At 32.2% G+C, this 15,868-nt stretch carries 13 protein-coding genes; 5 read left to right on the forward strand and 8 right to left on the reverse strand.

What is annotated here, in order from left to right; translation table 11 throughout:
- Positions 1 to 58 precede the first annotated feature (58 nt).
- The 3 genes from lpxB to K6T82_RS16030 are packed head-to-tail and all read left to right on the forward strand — an operon-like array spanning position 59 to position 3,771.
- Positions 59 to 1,180 (forward strand): lipid-A-disaccharide synthase, encoded by a 1,122-nt coding sequence (gene lpxB / locus K6T82_RS16020; protein WP_223707539.1) that lies wholly within the window; start codon positions 59 to 61, stop codon positions 1,178 to 1,180.
- Between the two features lie 6 nt (positions 1,181 to 1,186).
- The gene (locus K6T82_RS16025; protein ID WP_223707541.1) at positions 1,187 to 1,684 is read left to right on the forward strand and encodes a C40 family peptidase; all 498 of its coding nucleotides are present in this window, start codon (positions 1,187 to 1,189) and stop codon (positions 1,682 to 1,684) included.
- A 50-nt stretch (positions 1,685 to 1,734) separates the two neighbouring features.
- Positions 1,735 to 3,771, forward strand: coding sequence for a ComEC/Rec2 family competence protein (locus tag K6T82_RS16030; RefSeq protein WP_223707543.1), 2,037 nt, complete (start codon positions 1,735 to 1,737; stop codon positions 3,769 to 3,771).
- 3 nt (positions 3,772 to 3,774) lie between these two features.
- On the opposite strand, the gene K6T82_RS16035 is transcribed toward K6T82_RS16030, so the two are convergent.
- The 7 genes from K6T82_RS16035 to K6T82_RS16065 form a co-directional block, all read right to left on the reverse strand.
- Complete coding sequence (locus tag K6T82_RS16035; protein ID WP_223707545.1) at positions 3,775 to 4,224, reverse strand: thioredoxin family protein; 450 nt, start codon at positions 4,222 to 4,224, stop codon at positions 3,775 to 3,777.
- Positions 4,225 to 4,486: 262 nt separating this feature from the next.
- Entirely contained in the window at positions 4,487 to 4,936 is a 450-nt protein-coding gene (locus tag K6T82_RS16040; protein ID WP_223707547.1) for a thioredoxin domain-containing protein, read from the reverse strand.
- A 213-nt stretch (positions 4,937 to 5,149) separates the two neighbouring features.
- Entirely contained in the window at positions 5,150 to 5,617 is a 468-nt protein-coding gene (locus tag K6T82_RS16045) for a thioredoxin family protein (RefSeq protein ID WP_223707549.1), read from the reverse strand.
- A gap of 48 nt (positions 5,618 to 5,665) precedes the next feature.
- Complete coding sequence (locus K6T82_RS16050; protein ID WP_223707551.1) at positions 5,666 to 7,150, reverse strand: peptide MFS transporter; 1,485 nt, start codon at positions 7,148 to 7,150, stop codon at positions 5,666 to 5,668.
- A gap of 3 nt (positions 7,151 to 7,153) precedes the next feature.
- Positions 7,154 to 8,812 (reverse strand): peptide MFS transporter, encoded by a 1,659-nt coding sequence (locus tag K6T82_RS16055; RefSeq protein ID WP_223707554.1) that lies wholly within the window; start codon positions 8,810 to 8,812, stop codon positions 7,154 to 7,156.
- A 75-nt stretch (positions 8,813 to 8,887) separates the two neighbouring features.
- On the reverse strand, positions 8,888 to 10,564 hold the full coding sequence (locus tag K6T82_RS16060; RefSeq protein ID WP_223707556.1) for a peptide MFS transporter: 1,677 nt from the start codon (positions 10,562 to 10,564) through the stop codon (positions 8,888 to 8,890).
- A 37-nt stretch (positions 10,565 to 10,601) separates the two neighbouring features.
- Positions 10,602 to 12,773 carry a S9 family peptidase gene (locus K6T82_RS16065; RefSeq protein ID WP_223707558.1) on the reverse strand — a complete coding sequence of 724 codons (2,172 nt, stop codon included), beginning with the start codon at positions 12,771 to 12,773 and terminating at the stop codon, positions 10,602 to 10,604.
- A 182-nt stretch (positions 12,774 to 12,955) separates the two neighbouring features.
- On the opposite strand from K6T82_RS16065, the gene K6T82_RS16070 reads away from it, so the two are divergent.
- Positions 12,956 to 14,269: a hydroxymethylglutaryl-CoA reductase, degradative gene (locus K6T82_RS16070; protein ID WP_223707560.1), complete on the forward strand. Its 1,314-nt coding sequence runs from the start codon at positions 12,956 to 12,958 to the stop codon at positions 14,267 to 14,269.
- Between the two features lie 78 nt (positions 14,270 to 14,347).
- Positions 14,348 to 15,259: a GYDIA family GHMP kinase gene (locus K6T82_RS16075; protein ID WP_223707563.1), complete on the forward strand. Its 912-nt coding sequence runs from the start codon at positions 14,348 to 14,350 to the stop codon at positions 15,257 to 15,259.
- Positions 15,260 to 15,263: 4 nt separating this feature from the next.
- Here the strand turns inward: K6T82_RS16075 and K6T82_RS16080 are convergent, their stop codons facing one another.
- On the reverse strand, positions 15,264 to 15,707 hold the full coding sequence (locus tag K6T82_RS16080) for a hypothetical protein (protein ID WP_223707565.1): 444 nt from the start codon (positions 15,705 to 15,707) through the stop codon (positions 15,264 to 15,266).
- Positions 15,708 to 15,868: the final 161 nt, after the last annotated feature.

Here is a 15,868-nt window from a genome sequence, read left to right on the forward strand (position 1 = left end):
CTTTGCTAACATCCCGTTTTTACGGAATTACAACTTAGCACATTTCAAAAAAACCATTATGAAATATTACATAATTGCAGGTGAAGCCTCTGGAGATTTACACGGTTCAAACTTAATGAAAGCCTTATATGTTGAAGATCCTGAAGCCGAAATCAGATTTTGGGGAGGCGATTTAATGCAAAAAGTAGGCGGAACTTTGGTGAAACACTATCGTGAATTGGCTTTTATGGGCTTTATTGAAGTTGTTTTTAATTTGAAAACCATTTTAAACAACATCAAAATCTGCAAAAAAGACATTTCTGAATTTCAGCCTGACGTTATAATTTTTATAGATTATCCGGGTTTTAATATGCGAATTGCAAAATGGGCAAAAGCATTAAATTATAAAACTCATTATTATATTTCGCCGCAAATTTGGGCATGGAAAGAAAATCGAATCAATGCAATCAAACAAGATGTCGACAAGATGTTTGTTATTTTGCCTTTTGAGAAAAGTTTTTATGAAGACAAACATAAATTCCCTGTTGATTTTGTCGGGCACCCTTTAATTGATGCTATCCAAAATCAGCCTCCTTTTGATGAAGCTTTATTTAGAAAAGAAAATAATTTAGGCGAAAAACCAATTATTGCCGTTTTACCAGGAAGCCGTAAACAAGAAATCACCAAAATGCTCAGCGTGATGCTCAGCGTTGTTGATGATTTTCAAGATTACGAATTTGTAATCGCGGGCGCGCCAAGTCAGGATTATGACTTTTATCAACAATTCTTAAAAAACAAAAACATTGCATTTGTTTCGAACAAAACATACAATTTATTGCGTTCTTCGACAGCAGCGCTGGTAACTTCTGGAACTGCTACGCTTGAAACTGCACTTTTTAAAGTGCCCGAAGTTGTCTGCTATAAAGGAAGCGAAGTATCCTATCAAATTGCAAAACGTATTATTACTTTAAAATACATTTCTCTTGTAAATCTAATTATGGATCAAGAAGTAGTAACAGAATTAATTCAGGGAGATTGTAACAAAAAACGAATTAAAGAAGAGCTTCAAAAATTATTAGAGCCTAATCATCGCAATAAAGTGTTGCATAATTACGATATATTAGAACAAAAATTAGGCGGAGTTGGAGCCAGCAAAAATACTGCAAAACTCATTGTTGCCGATTTGAAACAAAATAATTAATTGATTTTGAAAAGAATAATCCTTTTTCTGCTTTTGGCAATTGCTTTTACTTCTTGTAAATCGACTTCAACAGCGGTATCAAAAAGCAGCACAAAAAACGAATCTAAAAGAGAAAATAAAGCTCTAGTTAACAATCTTATCGAAAAAGCAACCGATAACATTGGGGTGCGCTACAAAGCTGGAGGAACTACAAAAAGTGGTTTTGACTGTTCTGGACTCGTTTACACCACTTTTGAAAGCGAAAACATCACGCTTCCAAGAAGTTCTTACGATCAGGCAAAAATTGGGAAAGTTATTCCGTTAAACGATGCCCGAAAAGGTGATTTGATTTTCTTTAAAACCAATAAAAGCAGGCAAATTAATCATGTAGGACTCATAACAGAGGTCAATTCTGATGAAATAAAATTTGTTCATTCTTCTACTTCCAAAGGTGTTATTATTTCTTCTACCAAAGAAACTTATTATAAAAATGCTTTCGAACAGGTAAATCGAATTCTTCCCTAGCAAATTATTTTTTTATTATTTTTCTTACAAATATTTAATACTTTTAAGCCATGAAAGTATTAGATTTTCCGTTAGTTAAAATTACAGTTGCGTTTATTCTTGGTATAATTACTTCTTATTACACCGATTTTCCCTTATGGACAATAATACTGTTGTTGTTGTTGTTTGTATTAGTTTCATTCTCCTTTTCTTATTTCTGGAATTTAAAGCATCACAGAAAATATATTCCATTTGGAATTTCAGTTTATTTACTTGCCTATTTTATTGGCTTTCTAACCTTAATAAGTCATACCGAAAATCTTCAAAAAACCAATTATACGCATTGTAAATCTGCATTTGAAAAGAAGCAGAATATCATTTTAATTTTAAGAGAAAAACTAAAAGGTAATGATTACAGCGATCGTTTTATTGGTCATATTAAATCTATTTCCGGCAAGCGTTATGCTGGCAAAATAATCGTAAACATTCAAAAAGACAGCAGTGCAAACCATTTAATAAATGGGAATACTATAAAAATCAAAACTGTTTTACAACGCAATCAATCTAGCAAAAACCCTAACCAATTTGATTACAGTAAATATTTGGCCGATAAACAGATTTATGCCCAAATTTATTGCCAGAAAAAAGAAATATTAGTTAGCAAAACCATTACAAAAGACATTTGGTATTATTGCGCCAAATTGCATTCTAGAATTATTTCAAATCTGGAAAAATCAAAATTCAGCAAAGAAGAAATGAATGTTGCCCTTGCACTGATTTTAGTACAGCAACAAGAAATTTCACAGGATATTATTCAGGATTATCAATATTCTGGAGCAACACATATTTTATCGGTTTCGGGTCTGCATGTTGGCTTTATAATGTTGTTTATCACTTTTATTCTAAAACCCATTCCGAATACTAAAAAAGGTTCATTTTTAAAACTTGTTTCAATATTAATTTCTTTAGCCGGATTTGCTATTATTTCAGGCCTATCGCCATCCGTTTTGCGATCTGTTGTTATGTTTTCTTTTATTGCAATTGGAAATCATTTAAGAAGAAATGGCAATATTTATCACACTTTATTGATCTCCATTCTTTTAATTTTATTGTTTGAACCCTACTTTTTATTTGATGTTGGGTTTCAATTAAGTTATTTGGCATTGTTTTTTATTCTCTGGTTGCACCCTCTTTTAAAGAACATTTACAATCCGAGAAACAAACTAATCCGCTATGTTTGGGAAGCACTGACCGTTTCATTTGCCGCACAAATTGGAACTTTGCCTTTGTGCCTTTATTATTTCCATCAGTTCCCAGGTTTATTTTTTGTTACCAACATCATTATTCTTCCAGTTTTATCATTTATAATGATAGCTGGAATAGTCGTAATGTTAATTGCCATTTTTACAAACCCTCCTTTGTTCATAACAATGATTTTCGAGAAAAGCATTTATCTTTTAAATTTAATGATACATGTCGTCGCTTCTGTAGATTCATTTGTTATTCGAAATATCAGTTTTAATTTTTATTACTTAATAACCTTTTATGTTTTAATAACGGGAACAATTATCTGGCTCAAAAAACCAAATTATACAAAGTCAATATTGGTTTTATGCTCGCTAATTTTAGTACAGCTTTCTTTTATTCTAACTAAAATTCAGAGCGAAAGAGAAAAAGAATTCATCATTTATAATGAAAAAGACAATACGTTGATTTCTGAACGCATCGGAAAGCATATTATAGTTTATTCGAGAGATACGGTATTCGCAAAAAATCAGAATAATAGGGCTATAAGTTCGTATCTGGTTGGAAATTCAATTTCTTTAAGTAAAGTTATGCCAATAAAAAATCTGATGTATTTTAAAAACACCAAAATACTTCTAATAGATAGTTCTGGGGTTTACCCATCCAATTTATCACCAGACATTTTGATGCTAAGTCAATCACCCAAAATAAATTTAGACAGATTACTAAAAGATATTCATCCAAAACTGATAATTGCAGACGGATCAAATTCCTACTCCATTCAAAAATATTGGAAAGAAAGTTGTTTGAAAAAAAATATCCCTTTTCATTCAACGAAAGAAAAGGGATATTTTAAATTGTAATTTCTATTCTTTATACATAATCGAATTGCATTCAGATATCCAAGATTTGATTCCACTTAAATTATCCGACATTAAACCCAATTTATTAAAACTGGTTTTACCTTTCCTCAGATATACTTCAGTAATACAGACTTGTGGAATTCTTTCAACTCCAAAAGCATTTTTTAATCGCAGTGTCTGTTCTTTTATTACTTCAGAAACTGTCGGATCAGAAAGATCAAGTTTTACAAGAACAACATTTTTACGAGCCCAGTCTTCAAAGTCACGGGTAGCAAAAATTTCATTTTGAAATTTCTGTCCAACACCTTGACCTGTGAAAAAAATAAACAATGGTTTTCTTTGTTCTGAACTTACAGTAACAGCATCATTAATATCAGTTCGCCAAATTAAACCTTGAGCGTTTGCCAAAAGCGAGCTCAAAAAGAGGGTTAAAATTAGTAGTTTTCGGAACATAAAATTTGGGTTTTGGTTAAGTTAATGCAACTAAAATAATATAAAAACTAAATCAAACTAATAATTTAACTAATTAAAAATGTTCATTTAATAATTAAAATCACATTAACAATAAACTCATAATATTTTAATGATTGTTTAAAAAAAAATCGAATAAAAAATCAAATTCTCTGCTCTGCATTTTTCCGATAAAAAAAAATACCTCCAAGTTAAACCGGGAGGTATCAAAAAAAAATTAAAATAAAAGTTGAAATGAAAATTTTTATTCAGGCGGATGTAAAATCGTATTCGATTCTGCTATCCAGGCTTTTGCCCCACCAGGTTTATAGGCGATTTTTCCTAGGGCACTGAATGTTGTTTTGTTTTTTCTCACTGATGCCATTGCGAAGCAAACTTCTGGCAGATCTTCAACACCAAATGCATTTTTCAACTTTACATTTTGTTCGCGATCACTATCAGAAGCGTTAATGTCTGACAAATCTAATTTTACTAAGACCACGTTATCACGCGACCATACAGCAAAATCAGGAGTTTTAAAAATTTCGTTTTGAAGATTTTCTGGTACACCTGAGGCAGTGAATAAAATCAACATTGGTTTTCTTTGTTCATTACTTATTGCAATTGCGTCTGTCATGTTAGTTCGCCATGCTAAAGTTTGCGCTTGCATAAAAAATGAACCCAAAAAAAACAGTAGGAGTAGTTTTTTGGTCATATGAATTGGTTTTGGTTAGATTAGCGAAACGAAATTAACATTATATTTTAATTATCCAATTTTTATTAGCACAAAAAATACATTATATGTTTTTTTACTAACAATAAAATATAAAAATCATAAATTAGCCATAAAAAGCTAAAAAAATTCTTACCAACAAAAAAAGCCTCTCACATATTGTGAGAGGCTTTTGTCTATTTTTTAAGATCTAATTTAAGATTTTTTCGGATGTACAATTTCTTCTGCCACCGTCAACCATGCAGATGGTCCACCGGCAACATATCCTGTTTTACCAAGACCTTTAAAATTAACCCTTCCATCTTTTGTTTCTGCACTGGTGAAGAAAATAGTTGGAAAACCCTGAATACCAAAAGCTTGCTGCAGTTGATTGTTCTGATTTTTAAGTTCTGGCGTTTGAGCAACAGCTCGTGGGTAATCTAGTTCTACTAAAACCACATTTGTCGCTGCCCATTTTTTAAATTCCTCTGTTTTTAGAACTTCATTTTGCAAACGAATACACCATCCGCACCAATCACTTCCTGTAAAGAACATTAACATTGGTTTCTGTTCTTTATTACTTATCGTAATCGCCTCGGTAACATCTGTGTACCATTTCAATTCTTGCGCCTGAAGATTCATTGCGCTAATTAAAAACAAAGCAATAAATACTATTTTTTTCATTTGGGAGAAATTTTTAGCAAATTTATGTAAAAACTAATTACAATATAATTATTTAACTTCTTGCATTAATTTTTTAATGATTGGCGAAATGACAATCAAAATAACTCCAGCAATAAGAGAGTAAATAGCTAATTGGTAATATCCTTCTGTATAAGATTGTAATTTAGACAATAAGGTATCTCCTGTATTTGATCTCGAAATCTCAGCTCCTAATTTTCCAGCAAACAATTGACCAAAAGCTGCTGCTAAAAACCACAATCCCATCATCATTCCAAATAATCGTTTCGGAGATAGTTTGGTAATAATTGACATCCCAATTGGCCCTAAACAAAGCTCTCCAATTGTTGTAACTAAATAAGCAAAGGTAAATACATTTAAAGATGCAATTCCTTGAGTATTTGCAAAAAATCTCGTTAAATAGAAAATATAAAAAGATGCCGCTAAAAACAAAAATCCAATTCCAAATTTGATTAATGTGTTTGGTTCAATTTTTCTTTTTCCCATCCAAATCCATAATAAACCAATCAACGGACTTAAAACAACCACAAAGAAGGTGTTCGAACTATTGTTGATAATGTTTGGATCAATATTAAAAAACAACAATTTGTTATCCAAATTGTCTTTTGCAAAAAGCGATAATGATCCTCCACTCTGTTCGTAAATAGCATTAAACAAAAGATAGAAAAACACAAATAAGAATGCTGCAAAAAGCTTCTTTTGTAGTTTCACATCTCCTAATTTATACAATTCATAAGCAAAATACAAAACAGCCACGATACCAATCGTATACATAAAATAATCTGTATAGTCAGTATTTTTAACCATGACATAAATAAGAGGAATACTTAAAAGAGAAAGTCCGTATACTGCAATTTCGCGCACTTTTCTTTTACTTGAATCCAAATTCAATAATGGAGAATCTCCAATTGGTCCTAAATATTTTTTAGTCATTATAAAAGTGACCAATCCTAAAAACATTACAATTGCTGCAGACAAGAAACATAATTGCCAAGAGTAATATTTCCCTAAATAAACACATAAAGCACCTCCAAGAAGTCCTCCAACGTTTATTCCAGCATAAAACATTCCATAACCAGCATCTCTTCTTCCATCATCTTCTTTATACAACTCTCCAACCATTGAAGAAACATTTGGCTTAAAAAAACCTGTTCCAATGATTGAAAAAGCAATTCCGTAATAAAATAAATCATGAGGAGCAACTGCGATTAAAAGATTTCCAAGAATCATTACAATCGCACCAAAGAATAAAGACTTTTTAAAACCTAAAACCTTATCTGCAAAAATACCTCCAATGAAAGTAAAAGCATAAACAAAAGCCTGAATAGCTCCGTATTGTAAATTAGCATGATCCTCTTTCAAAAAAAGCTGATCTACCATAAAAATTGTAAGTACGCCTCGCATTCCGTAAAAACAGAAACGCTCCCACATTTCAACAAAAAACAAGTACCATAATTGCTTTGGGTACTTGCCTTCAAAATTTTGAATTTCTTCAATTGTAATTTCTCTTTCCATATTCTAATTGATCCCGTGATCTTTCATCACTTTATTTAATTTTTTAACCAAGGCAAACATTAATACCGTCGCAAAAAGCAATAAGGCAAAATTAACCCAAAAAAAGTTTGCTTTATGATCGTATTGATCCCACATACTTGCTAAAACACCACTTAATTTATTTCCGATAGATGTTGACAAAAACCAGCCACCCATCATTAATGCTGTAATGTTTTTAGGCGACAGCTTTGATACAATAGACAATCCCATTGGACTTAAAAACAATTCTCCAATTGTAATGACTCCATAATTTGCCACCAGCCACCAAACTGAAACTTTTTCAGAGCCATTTCCTCCAACATGAACTGCAGCAATCATGATTAATACAGATAATGTCGAAATCAAAAGTCCAAATGCAATTTTGGTTGGCGTGCTTGGTTCTTTTTTTCTACTTCTTAAAAAAGTAAAAAATGCCACGACTAAAGGCGTAAGAATAATCACCCATCCAGGATTTATAGACTGACTTAAATTAGTAGCCCATATTGAAATTTTTGAACCTTCCTCAGGTTTTTTATCAGCGGAAACATTTCTAAAATAAACCGGATAGTCTACTGTTTTAACAACTTCTCCATTCTTTTTTTGCAACCTGAAGGCATCATCATACAATACCGTCGATTCTTGCTTATACTCTACTTCTTTTGCCAGTTTCAAACTATTAAAAACGGTTTGTGTTGTACCGGTAATTTCTCTGTCTGTATATCGATCTGCCCAGGTAGTCAAAGCAGAACCATTCAATTTAAAAACCGCCCAAAACAAAATTACAACGGCAAAAATAGAAAGCAAAGCTCCTATTTGTCTTTTTTCTTCTATTTTGGCTTTAAAGTATAAACTTCCGTAAAAATAAACTACAGGAATACAGGCAAAAATAAAGGCATCTGTACTGTCAGAACCAAAAATCGAACTATCTAAATTGATATCAGACTGCACACCTTTTATCAACCATCCAATTATTCCAAAAACAATAGAAGGAACAAGAATGTACAACACAATTTTAGAGAATGGCATATCTCCTTCCTGAATTCCTTTCTTTTCCGTTTTGTTTCCATAGTGTTTAGTTCCCAACAGAAAAACAATTACACCAATAAACATTCCCAGTCCTGCCGCCATAAAAGCGTAATGCCATCCTAAAAGAATTTGCAAAGCCGCTCCAAAGAAGTTACAGACAAAACCTCCAATATTAATTCCCATGTAAAAAATATTGTACCCTTCGTCTTTCTTTTCCTTGTATTTTTCTTCGTCGTAAAAATTACCTAAGAGAGTTGAAATATTCGGTTTAAAAAATCCGTTCCCTACAATTACCAGTGTCATTGCAATATATAACACCGTCAAATTATGAACTCCCATAAGAAAATAACCTACACTCATCATCAATCCACCCAGAACTATAGATTTCTTATAGCCTATATATCGATCTGCAACCAATCCTCCAATAAAAGGAGTAAAAAACACAAGAGCAATAAAAGTACCATATAAATCAGAAGCTTCTTTTTCTGTCATGGCAAAACCGGTTTCAACATCTTTTAGATAAAGCGTAAAAATACCGATCATTAAATAATAACCAAAACGCTCCCACATTTCTGATAAGAACAAAAAAGACAATGCTTTTGGATGATTCTTCCACATAAAAAACAGACTTATAGTTAAAAAAAATACCTATCCAAATCAATTGGATAGGCAAGTATATTTAGCTTATATATTCTAGCGAACACCGTGCATCATTTTTTTCAGAAATGGAGTCAGAGCAAATAGTATAATTGCCGCGATACCAGTAAGTACTACAAACACCATGAAGAACTCATAAAGGTTGTGAATTTCAAACCCAGCAAAAAAGTGATTTGCTGCGCTAATTTGGTGTTTATCTAAAAGAGCCAATTGCTCAGCAGTAGGAGTTATTGTTTTATCTAAAATTGCTTGAAGATCGATTCCTAATTCTTTTGCTTTTGCAAATTTATCTCCAGTCGCCGGTAATATTGCCCCTAATGTTCCCCCTAAAGCATAACCAGATGCATTAGACAAAAAGAAAACTCCGTACAATAAAGACGCAAAACGTTTCGGAGATAATTTACCCACCAATGACAATCCGATTGGAGACAAACACAACTCTGCGCAAGTATTTAAGAAATACAATAGAATCAACCATTTAATAGCTAGTAAGCCTGAAGTTCCTAAATAAGAAACCTGTGTTGCAATCATAAAGAAACTTACCGAGATAACCACTAATCCAATTGCCAATTTAAACGGAGAAATTGGTTCTTTACCTTTAGCTCTAAGTGTATCCCAAATAACACTAAAAGGAACAGCTAAAGCCACGACAAATAATCCGTTAAATATTTGAACCATTGAAGCCGGCATCTGAAAACCGAAGAAATTTCTATCGGTTTGATTATCTGCAATAAATGTCAATGAAGATCCTGCTTGTTCAAATGCTGCCCAAAAGAAAATAATAAAGAATGACACGATATAAATTACAATAATTCTGTCTCGTTCGATTTTCGTTAAAGAAGAATCTGAAATAATCAATCCAGCAAGCGACAAACCGCTTGAATAAATTAAGGTATAAATTAAATTTTGCTTAAAAACAAAATGAATTATAGCACCTAAAACCAAAAATGCAATTCCCGCACCAATTAAAGCCTTACTAGAAAAATTGGCTTGTTGAGCCTCTCCTTCTTCAAAATCTGCTGCAACATTTTTTGATGGCAAACCACCTAAAGGCCTTCCTTCTGGAGAAACTACATATTTATTTTTCAGAAAATAAAATAAAACTGTACCTATCAGCATTGCCATTGAAGCTGCTAAAAATCCCCATCTAAAAGCATAAATATCTCTTATTCCTCCAGTATCTTTAACATCTCCCAACATCGGACAAATATACTGGCCTAAGAAAGCCCCTAAATTAATTCCCATGTAGAAAATAGTAAAAGCAGTATCCAATTTTGTTTTCTCTTGTTTTGGATACAAACTTCCAACCATACTTGAAATATTTGGTTTAAAGAAACCATTACCAAAAACAATAATCCCTAGACCAGTGTACATAATAGTTTTTGCCAAAGGAAGATTTTCTTCAAAAATACTTCCACTGGTAAATAACAACAGCTGACCTATAGCCATCATTAATCCTCCAAGTAAAATACAATTTCTATTTCCAAAATACCTGTCAGCAATAAAACCTCCAAGCATCGGTGTTAAATAACAAAGTCCCAAGAAACCTCCATAAATTAATGACGCTTCTTCTTCTTTCATTAATAATGAATTCACAAGAAATAAAGTCAATAAAGCTCGCATTCCATAAAAATTGAACCTCTCCCACATCTCCGTTCCAAACAATACCCAAAGTCCTTTTGGATGCGCAGTTTTTACTTGAGTTTCTCCCATATTATTCGCTTATTTAATTAAGTTTAAAAGATTTAGATTATAAATTTTCTTTGATAAAGTTTGTCATTTTATTGTACAGCTGGATTCTTGTTGCTCCACCGTAAATACCATGATTTTTATCTGGATAGATTTGAGAATCAAATTGTTTATTAGCCTGAATTAAAGCTTCCATCATTTGCATTGAATTCTGAACGTGAACGTTATCATCTCCTGAACCGTGAATCAATAAAAATTTACCTTTTAATTTATCAACGTGGTTAATTGGTGAGTTTTGATCGTATCCGCTTGCATTTTCTTGTGGAGTCTGCATGTATCTTTCTGTGTAAACACTGTCATAAAATCTCCAATTTGTTACAGGAGCCACCGCAATTGCCATTTTGAAAACATCATTTCCTTGGAAAATACAGTTTGAAGCCATAAATCCTCCATAACTCCATCCGAAAATTCCAATTCTTGCAGGATCAACATAAGGATAAGAACCAATTACTTTAGCAGCATCGATTTGATCTTCTACTTCGTATTTCCCTAATTCTTTTTGAGTCACTTTTTTGAAATCTGCTCCTTTAAAACCAGTTCCTCTTCCGTCAACACAAGCTACAATATAACCTTGTTGTGTTAGCGATAAAAACCAATAATCGTCTGAATTATTCCAATCGTTATTTACTTGTTGAGATCCTGGACCAGAATATTGGTACATAAAAACAGGATATTTTTTCGAAGGATCAAAATCTTTCGGCTTTAAAATCCAAGCGTTTAATTCGTTTCCTTTTGCTGTTTTTAAAACAATAAATTCTTTTGCAGGCAAGTTATATGCTTTTAATTTATCAGCAAGAGCTTGATTGTTTTCGATAACCTGAATTTCTTTTCCTGTTTTTGACTCATTTAAAGTATAAGTCGTAGGCACTAAATTACTTGAGAAAGTAGTGATAAAATATTGGAAGTTCGGACTGAAAGTTGCCGCACTTGTTCCTATTTTTTTAGTTAAACGAGTTTTGTTTTTTCCGTCTAAACCAACCCTGTAAATATCTCTGTTGATAGAACCATTTTCTGTAGATTGGTAGAAAATAGTCTTTGTTTTTTCGTCGAAACCGTAGTAAGAAACAACTTCCCAGTTTCCTTTTGTAACCTGATTTTTAAGTTTTCCTGTTTTATCATACAAGTAAATATGATTGAAACCATCTTTTTCACTTGTCCAGATAAAGCTGTTATCTTTTAAGAAAGTCAAATTATCAGTAACATCAACATAAGCTTTGTCTTTCTCGTTCAAAACCACTTTTGCAGCTGCAGTATTTCCATCAACAAACAATAAATCTAAGTTGTCTTGGTGACGATTTAAAACTTGTGCAGAAAGTACATTTGCATCATTAGTCCATTGTAATCTTGCAATGTAGAAATCGTTATATTTTCCTAAATCTACTTTTTTAGTTGCTCCAGCCGCTACATCGTATATATGTAAAGAAACTTCTGAGTTTTTTTCTCCTGCTTTTGGATATTTAAAAGTCTCAATTGTTGGATATAAATCTTTGTGAAACATTGACATTGAAAACTCAGGAACCTGACTTTCATCAAAACGAATATAAGCTACTTTTTTACTGTCTTTACTCCAGTCAAATGCGCGAACAAAAGCAAATTCTTCTTCATAAACCCAATCCGTAATACCATTAATTACTGCATTCTTTTTTCCATCTGTAGTAATTGGAGTAGATTTTTTTGAAGCTACATCATACACATATAAGTTATTTTCTCTAGCGTAAGCAATTTTAGATCCATCTGGTGAGAACGTTGGCTCTTGAACCTGAAAATCAAAAAGTTTAGTTAGCGATTTAGAAGCAATATCATATAAATAATAATCAGCTGTAAACGAGTGACGGAAAATCTGATTCGTATTGCAAGCAATTAAGATTTTCTTTTCTGATGCATCAAAAGTATAACTATCAATACCTTGCGCTAATTCTGAATGATTTTTTGTATCAATTAAATTAGAAACCTTTTTTAAAGTTGCAAAATCATATAAATCGATCTGCATACTTCTGCTTGCTCTATCAACATTCAATACAGTATATTGGTCTGTATTTTTCAAAGATTGCAATTCATCCATTCCTTTTGCTCGAAATGCCCCGCCGTAAATATTTTCGATAGTGATTTTTTGTTGACCAAAGACAGTCGCAACTAGAAATAAAAGTATTACAGTAATTTTACTTGTATTCATTACAATTAATTTAAATATAAAAAAGAGCCCAATTTTAGTAAAAAAAATAAACATAATACACATTTTAAGTGTTAAATGTTAAAAAAAATAACGATTGCGCACTTACTCTTTTCAAAATAGATTTTAAAGAAATCTCTTAAAATGGTATATTTGCCACAACATTATTATTTAAAATACTGAGAATGAACAACGCTGTTGCTGGATTTTCTAAATTATCCAAAAAAGAAAAAATCAACTGGATTGCAAATGAATATTTTTCTAACCCCGAAGAGGCGCAAAATATTATAAGAAATTACTGGAATTCAGACGAAAAGCTTCAGCAGCTTCATGATGAATTTATCGAAAACACCATTACAAACCTCTATATACCTCTTGGAGTTGCACCAAACTTTTTAATCAACGGAAAATACAAAACGATTCCGATGGCAATTGAAGAGAGTTCTGTTGTTGCCGCAGCTTCAAAAGCAGCCAAATATTGGTCTACACGAGGTGGTTTTAAAACAACAATCATCAATACCGAAAAAATTGGGCAAGTGCATTTCAATTACAGTGGAGATGCAGAAAAACTAAAAACTTTTTTTGACGAAATAAAACCTAAATTCTTTTCAGAAACCCAAAATATTACCAAAAACATGCAGCAGCGTGGAGGCGGAATTTTGGATATCAAACTGAAAGACAAAAGAAGCTTATTAGAGAATTATTATCAGCTTCATGCCACTTTTGAAACAAAAGACAGCATGGGCGCCAACTTTATTAATTCTTGTCTAGAACAATTTGCATCGACATTAAAAGAAGAAGCTCAAAACTCTGACTTATGCCAAAATGGAGAAACTTTGGAGGTTGTAATGAGCATCTTGTCTAACTATGTCCCAAACTGTTTAGTTAGAGCAGAAGTTTCTTGTCCAATTGAAGATTTAACAGAAAAACATATTCCTGATCCAAAAGTATTTGCAGAACGTTTCGTTCAAGCAGTTCAAATTGCAGAAGTTGAACCTTTTAGAGCGGTTACACATAATAAAGGAATCATGAACGGTGTTGATGCCGTAGTATTGGCAACTGGAAATGATTTTAGAGCCATCGAGGCTGGCGTTCATGCTTATGCTTCAAAAAATGGTCAATATGCGAGTTTATCTCACGCTAAAATTGAAGACGGAATTTTTACTTTTTGGCTTGAAATACCTTTAGCGCTAGGAACCGTGGGCGGACTAACTTCTCTACATCCTTTAGTTAAACTATGTTTAGATATTTTAGAAAAACCTTCAGCACAGGAATTAATGGAAATTGTAGCCGTTGCCGGCCTGGCACAGAATTTTGCCGCATTGCGTTCGCTGACTACAACCGGAATTCAGGAAGGCCATATGAAAATGCACCTAAACAACATCATCAATCAATTTGAAGCTACTGAAGAAGAACGTCATTTAATTAAGACGCATTTCAAAAAAACAGCCGTTTCTCACAGCGCTGTAGTAGAATTTATTGAAAACCTTAGAAAATAAATAAAATTAAATAGATTCCAATATTTTAAATTCCAAAGTTGGGATTTGGAATTTTAGGAATTGAAATTTTAGAATAATATGTCAACAACCTTTTACAGTAACGGAAAACTTTTTATCGCAGGAGAATATTTGGTTTTAGACGGTGCAGAAGCATTTGCATTGCCAACAAAATTTGGTCAGGATTTAGTTATTGAAGATCGTGATAACAAAGAAATCGAATGGAAAAGTTATGATTTGGATCAACATTTATGGTTTGAAGAAACCATTTCTTTTGAGGAAGTAATAAAAGGTTCCGATTCTCAAGTTGATACTGTAAAATCAACATTGGTAAACATTCTTCATGAAGCTTATATTTTAAATCCAAAATTTATTGACAACTCCAAAGGATACAAAGTCAGTACGCATTTAACTTTCCCACGAAACTGGGGACTTGGAACTTCTTCTACATTAATCAATAATATTGCACAATGGGCAGAAATAAATGCTTTTACCTTATTGAATAATAGCTTTGGAGGAAGTGGATATGATATTGCTTGTGCACAAAACAATACTCCGGTTTTGTATCGTATTAAAGATAATTTTGTGGAACAGGTAACATTTAACCCTGATTTTAAAGATCACATCTATTTCGTTTATTTAAACAAAAAACAAAACAGTAAATCAGCCATCTACGCATATAACAATCACAAGAATAGTCATTTAGCACAAAGTGTCGCAGAAAATGATAAAATTACTCATGCTATTTTGAATGCCAAAACTTTAAAAGAATTTGCTGCTTCAGTTCAGCGACACGAAATTCATTTGAGTAATATTCTAGAAATGCAGACCATAAAAGAGGCCGTTTTTCCTGATTTTAATGGTGTTATAAAAAGTCTTGGCGCTTGGGGAGGCGATTTTGTAATGGTAGTTTCTAATGAAAACCCAAAGGAATATTTCGCTAAAAAAGGTTACGAAACGATCTTAAGCTATCAGGAAATGATTTTAGAATAATGGATTAGAAATTATTAACCCTCTTTTTTTTTGCTGGTTTTATATTTAAACGACGTACCGACTGATCTTGCTCATTTGACTCTATCAGCCTGTTATGCAAGCGTTCTGCCATTTTTTCGATACTGTTTGTTATAGAATCATAAACCAGCTCCATTCTACGATGTTTTTCTTCTTTTACAGCTTTTAAAACATCTTCAACAAAAGTTTTTTCGTATTTTTCTGCAACAGAATCATGCGTATTGGTTAATCTGATTACATAATCATTACTAAGGATTGTAACCTTAAAGTGTTGTTCTTCGTTACTTAAATAATATTTTCCACCCAATTCATCTACATTGATGTCGGTGCTGCTCACTTTTAAAAGCTCAATAATAATCCCATAAATATGAGTTTCTATATTGGTATATACTCTCGGCTTTTTTCTAAAAAAATTAAAAGTAAAAAACATTAAATATCTGATTATTAAAGCAATTTGTTTTTTTATGTATTTCGTCGGTTTTTTTAAAGCGAAAAATCCCGTTAAACGAGAAAATCGAACAAATTAACTGTAATAATTTGAATATCACAAATTTTTTAGATTAAATCTCTACTTTACCTACAGACTATCAA

The organism is Flavobacterium potami (genome assembly GCF_020026915.1).
Lineage (GTDB): Bacteria > Bacteroidota > Bacteroidia > Flavobacteriales > Flavobacteriaceae > Flavobacterium > Flavobacterium potami.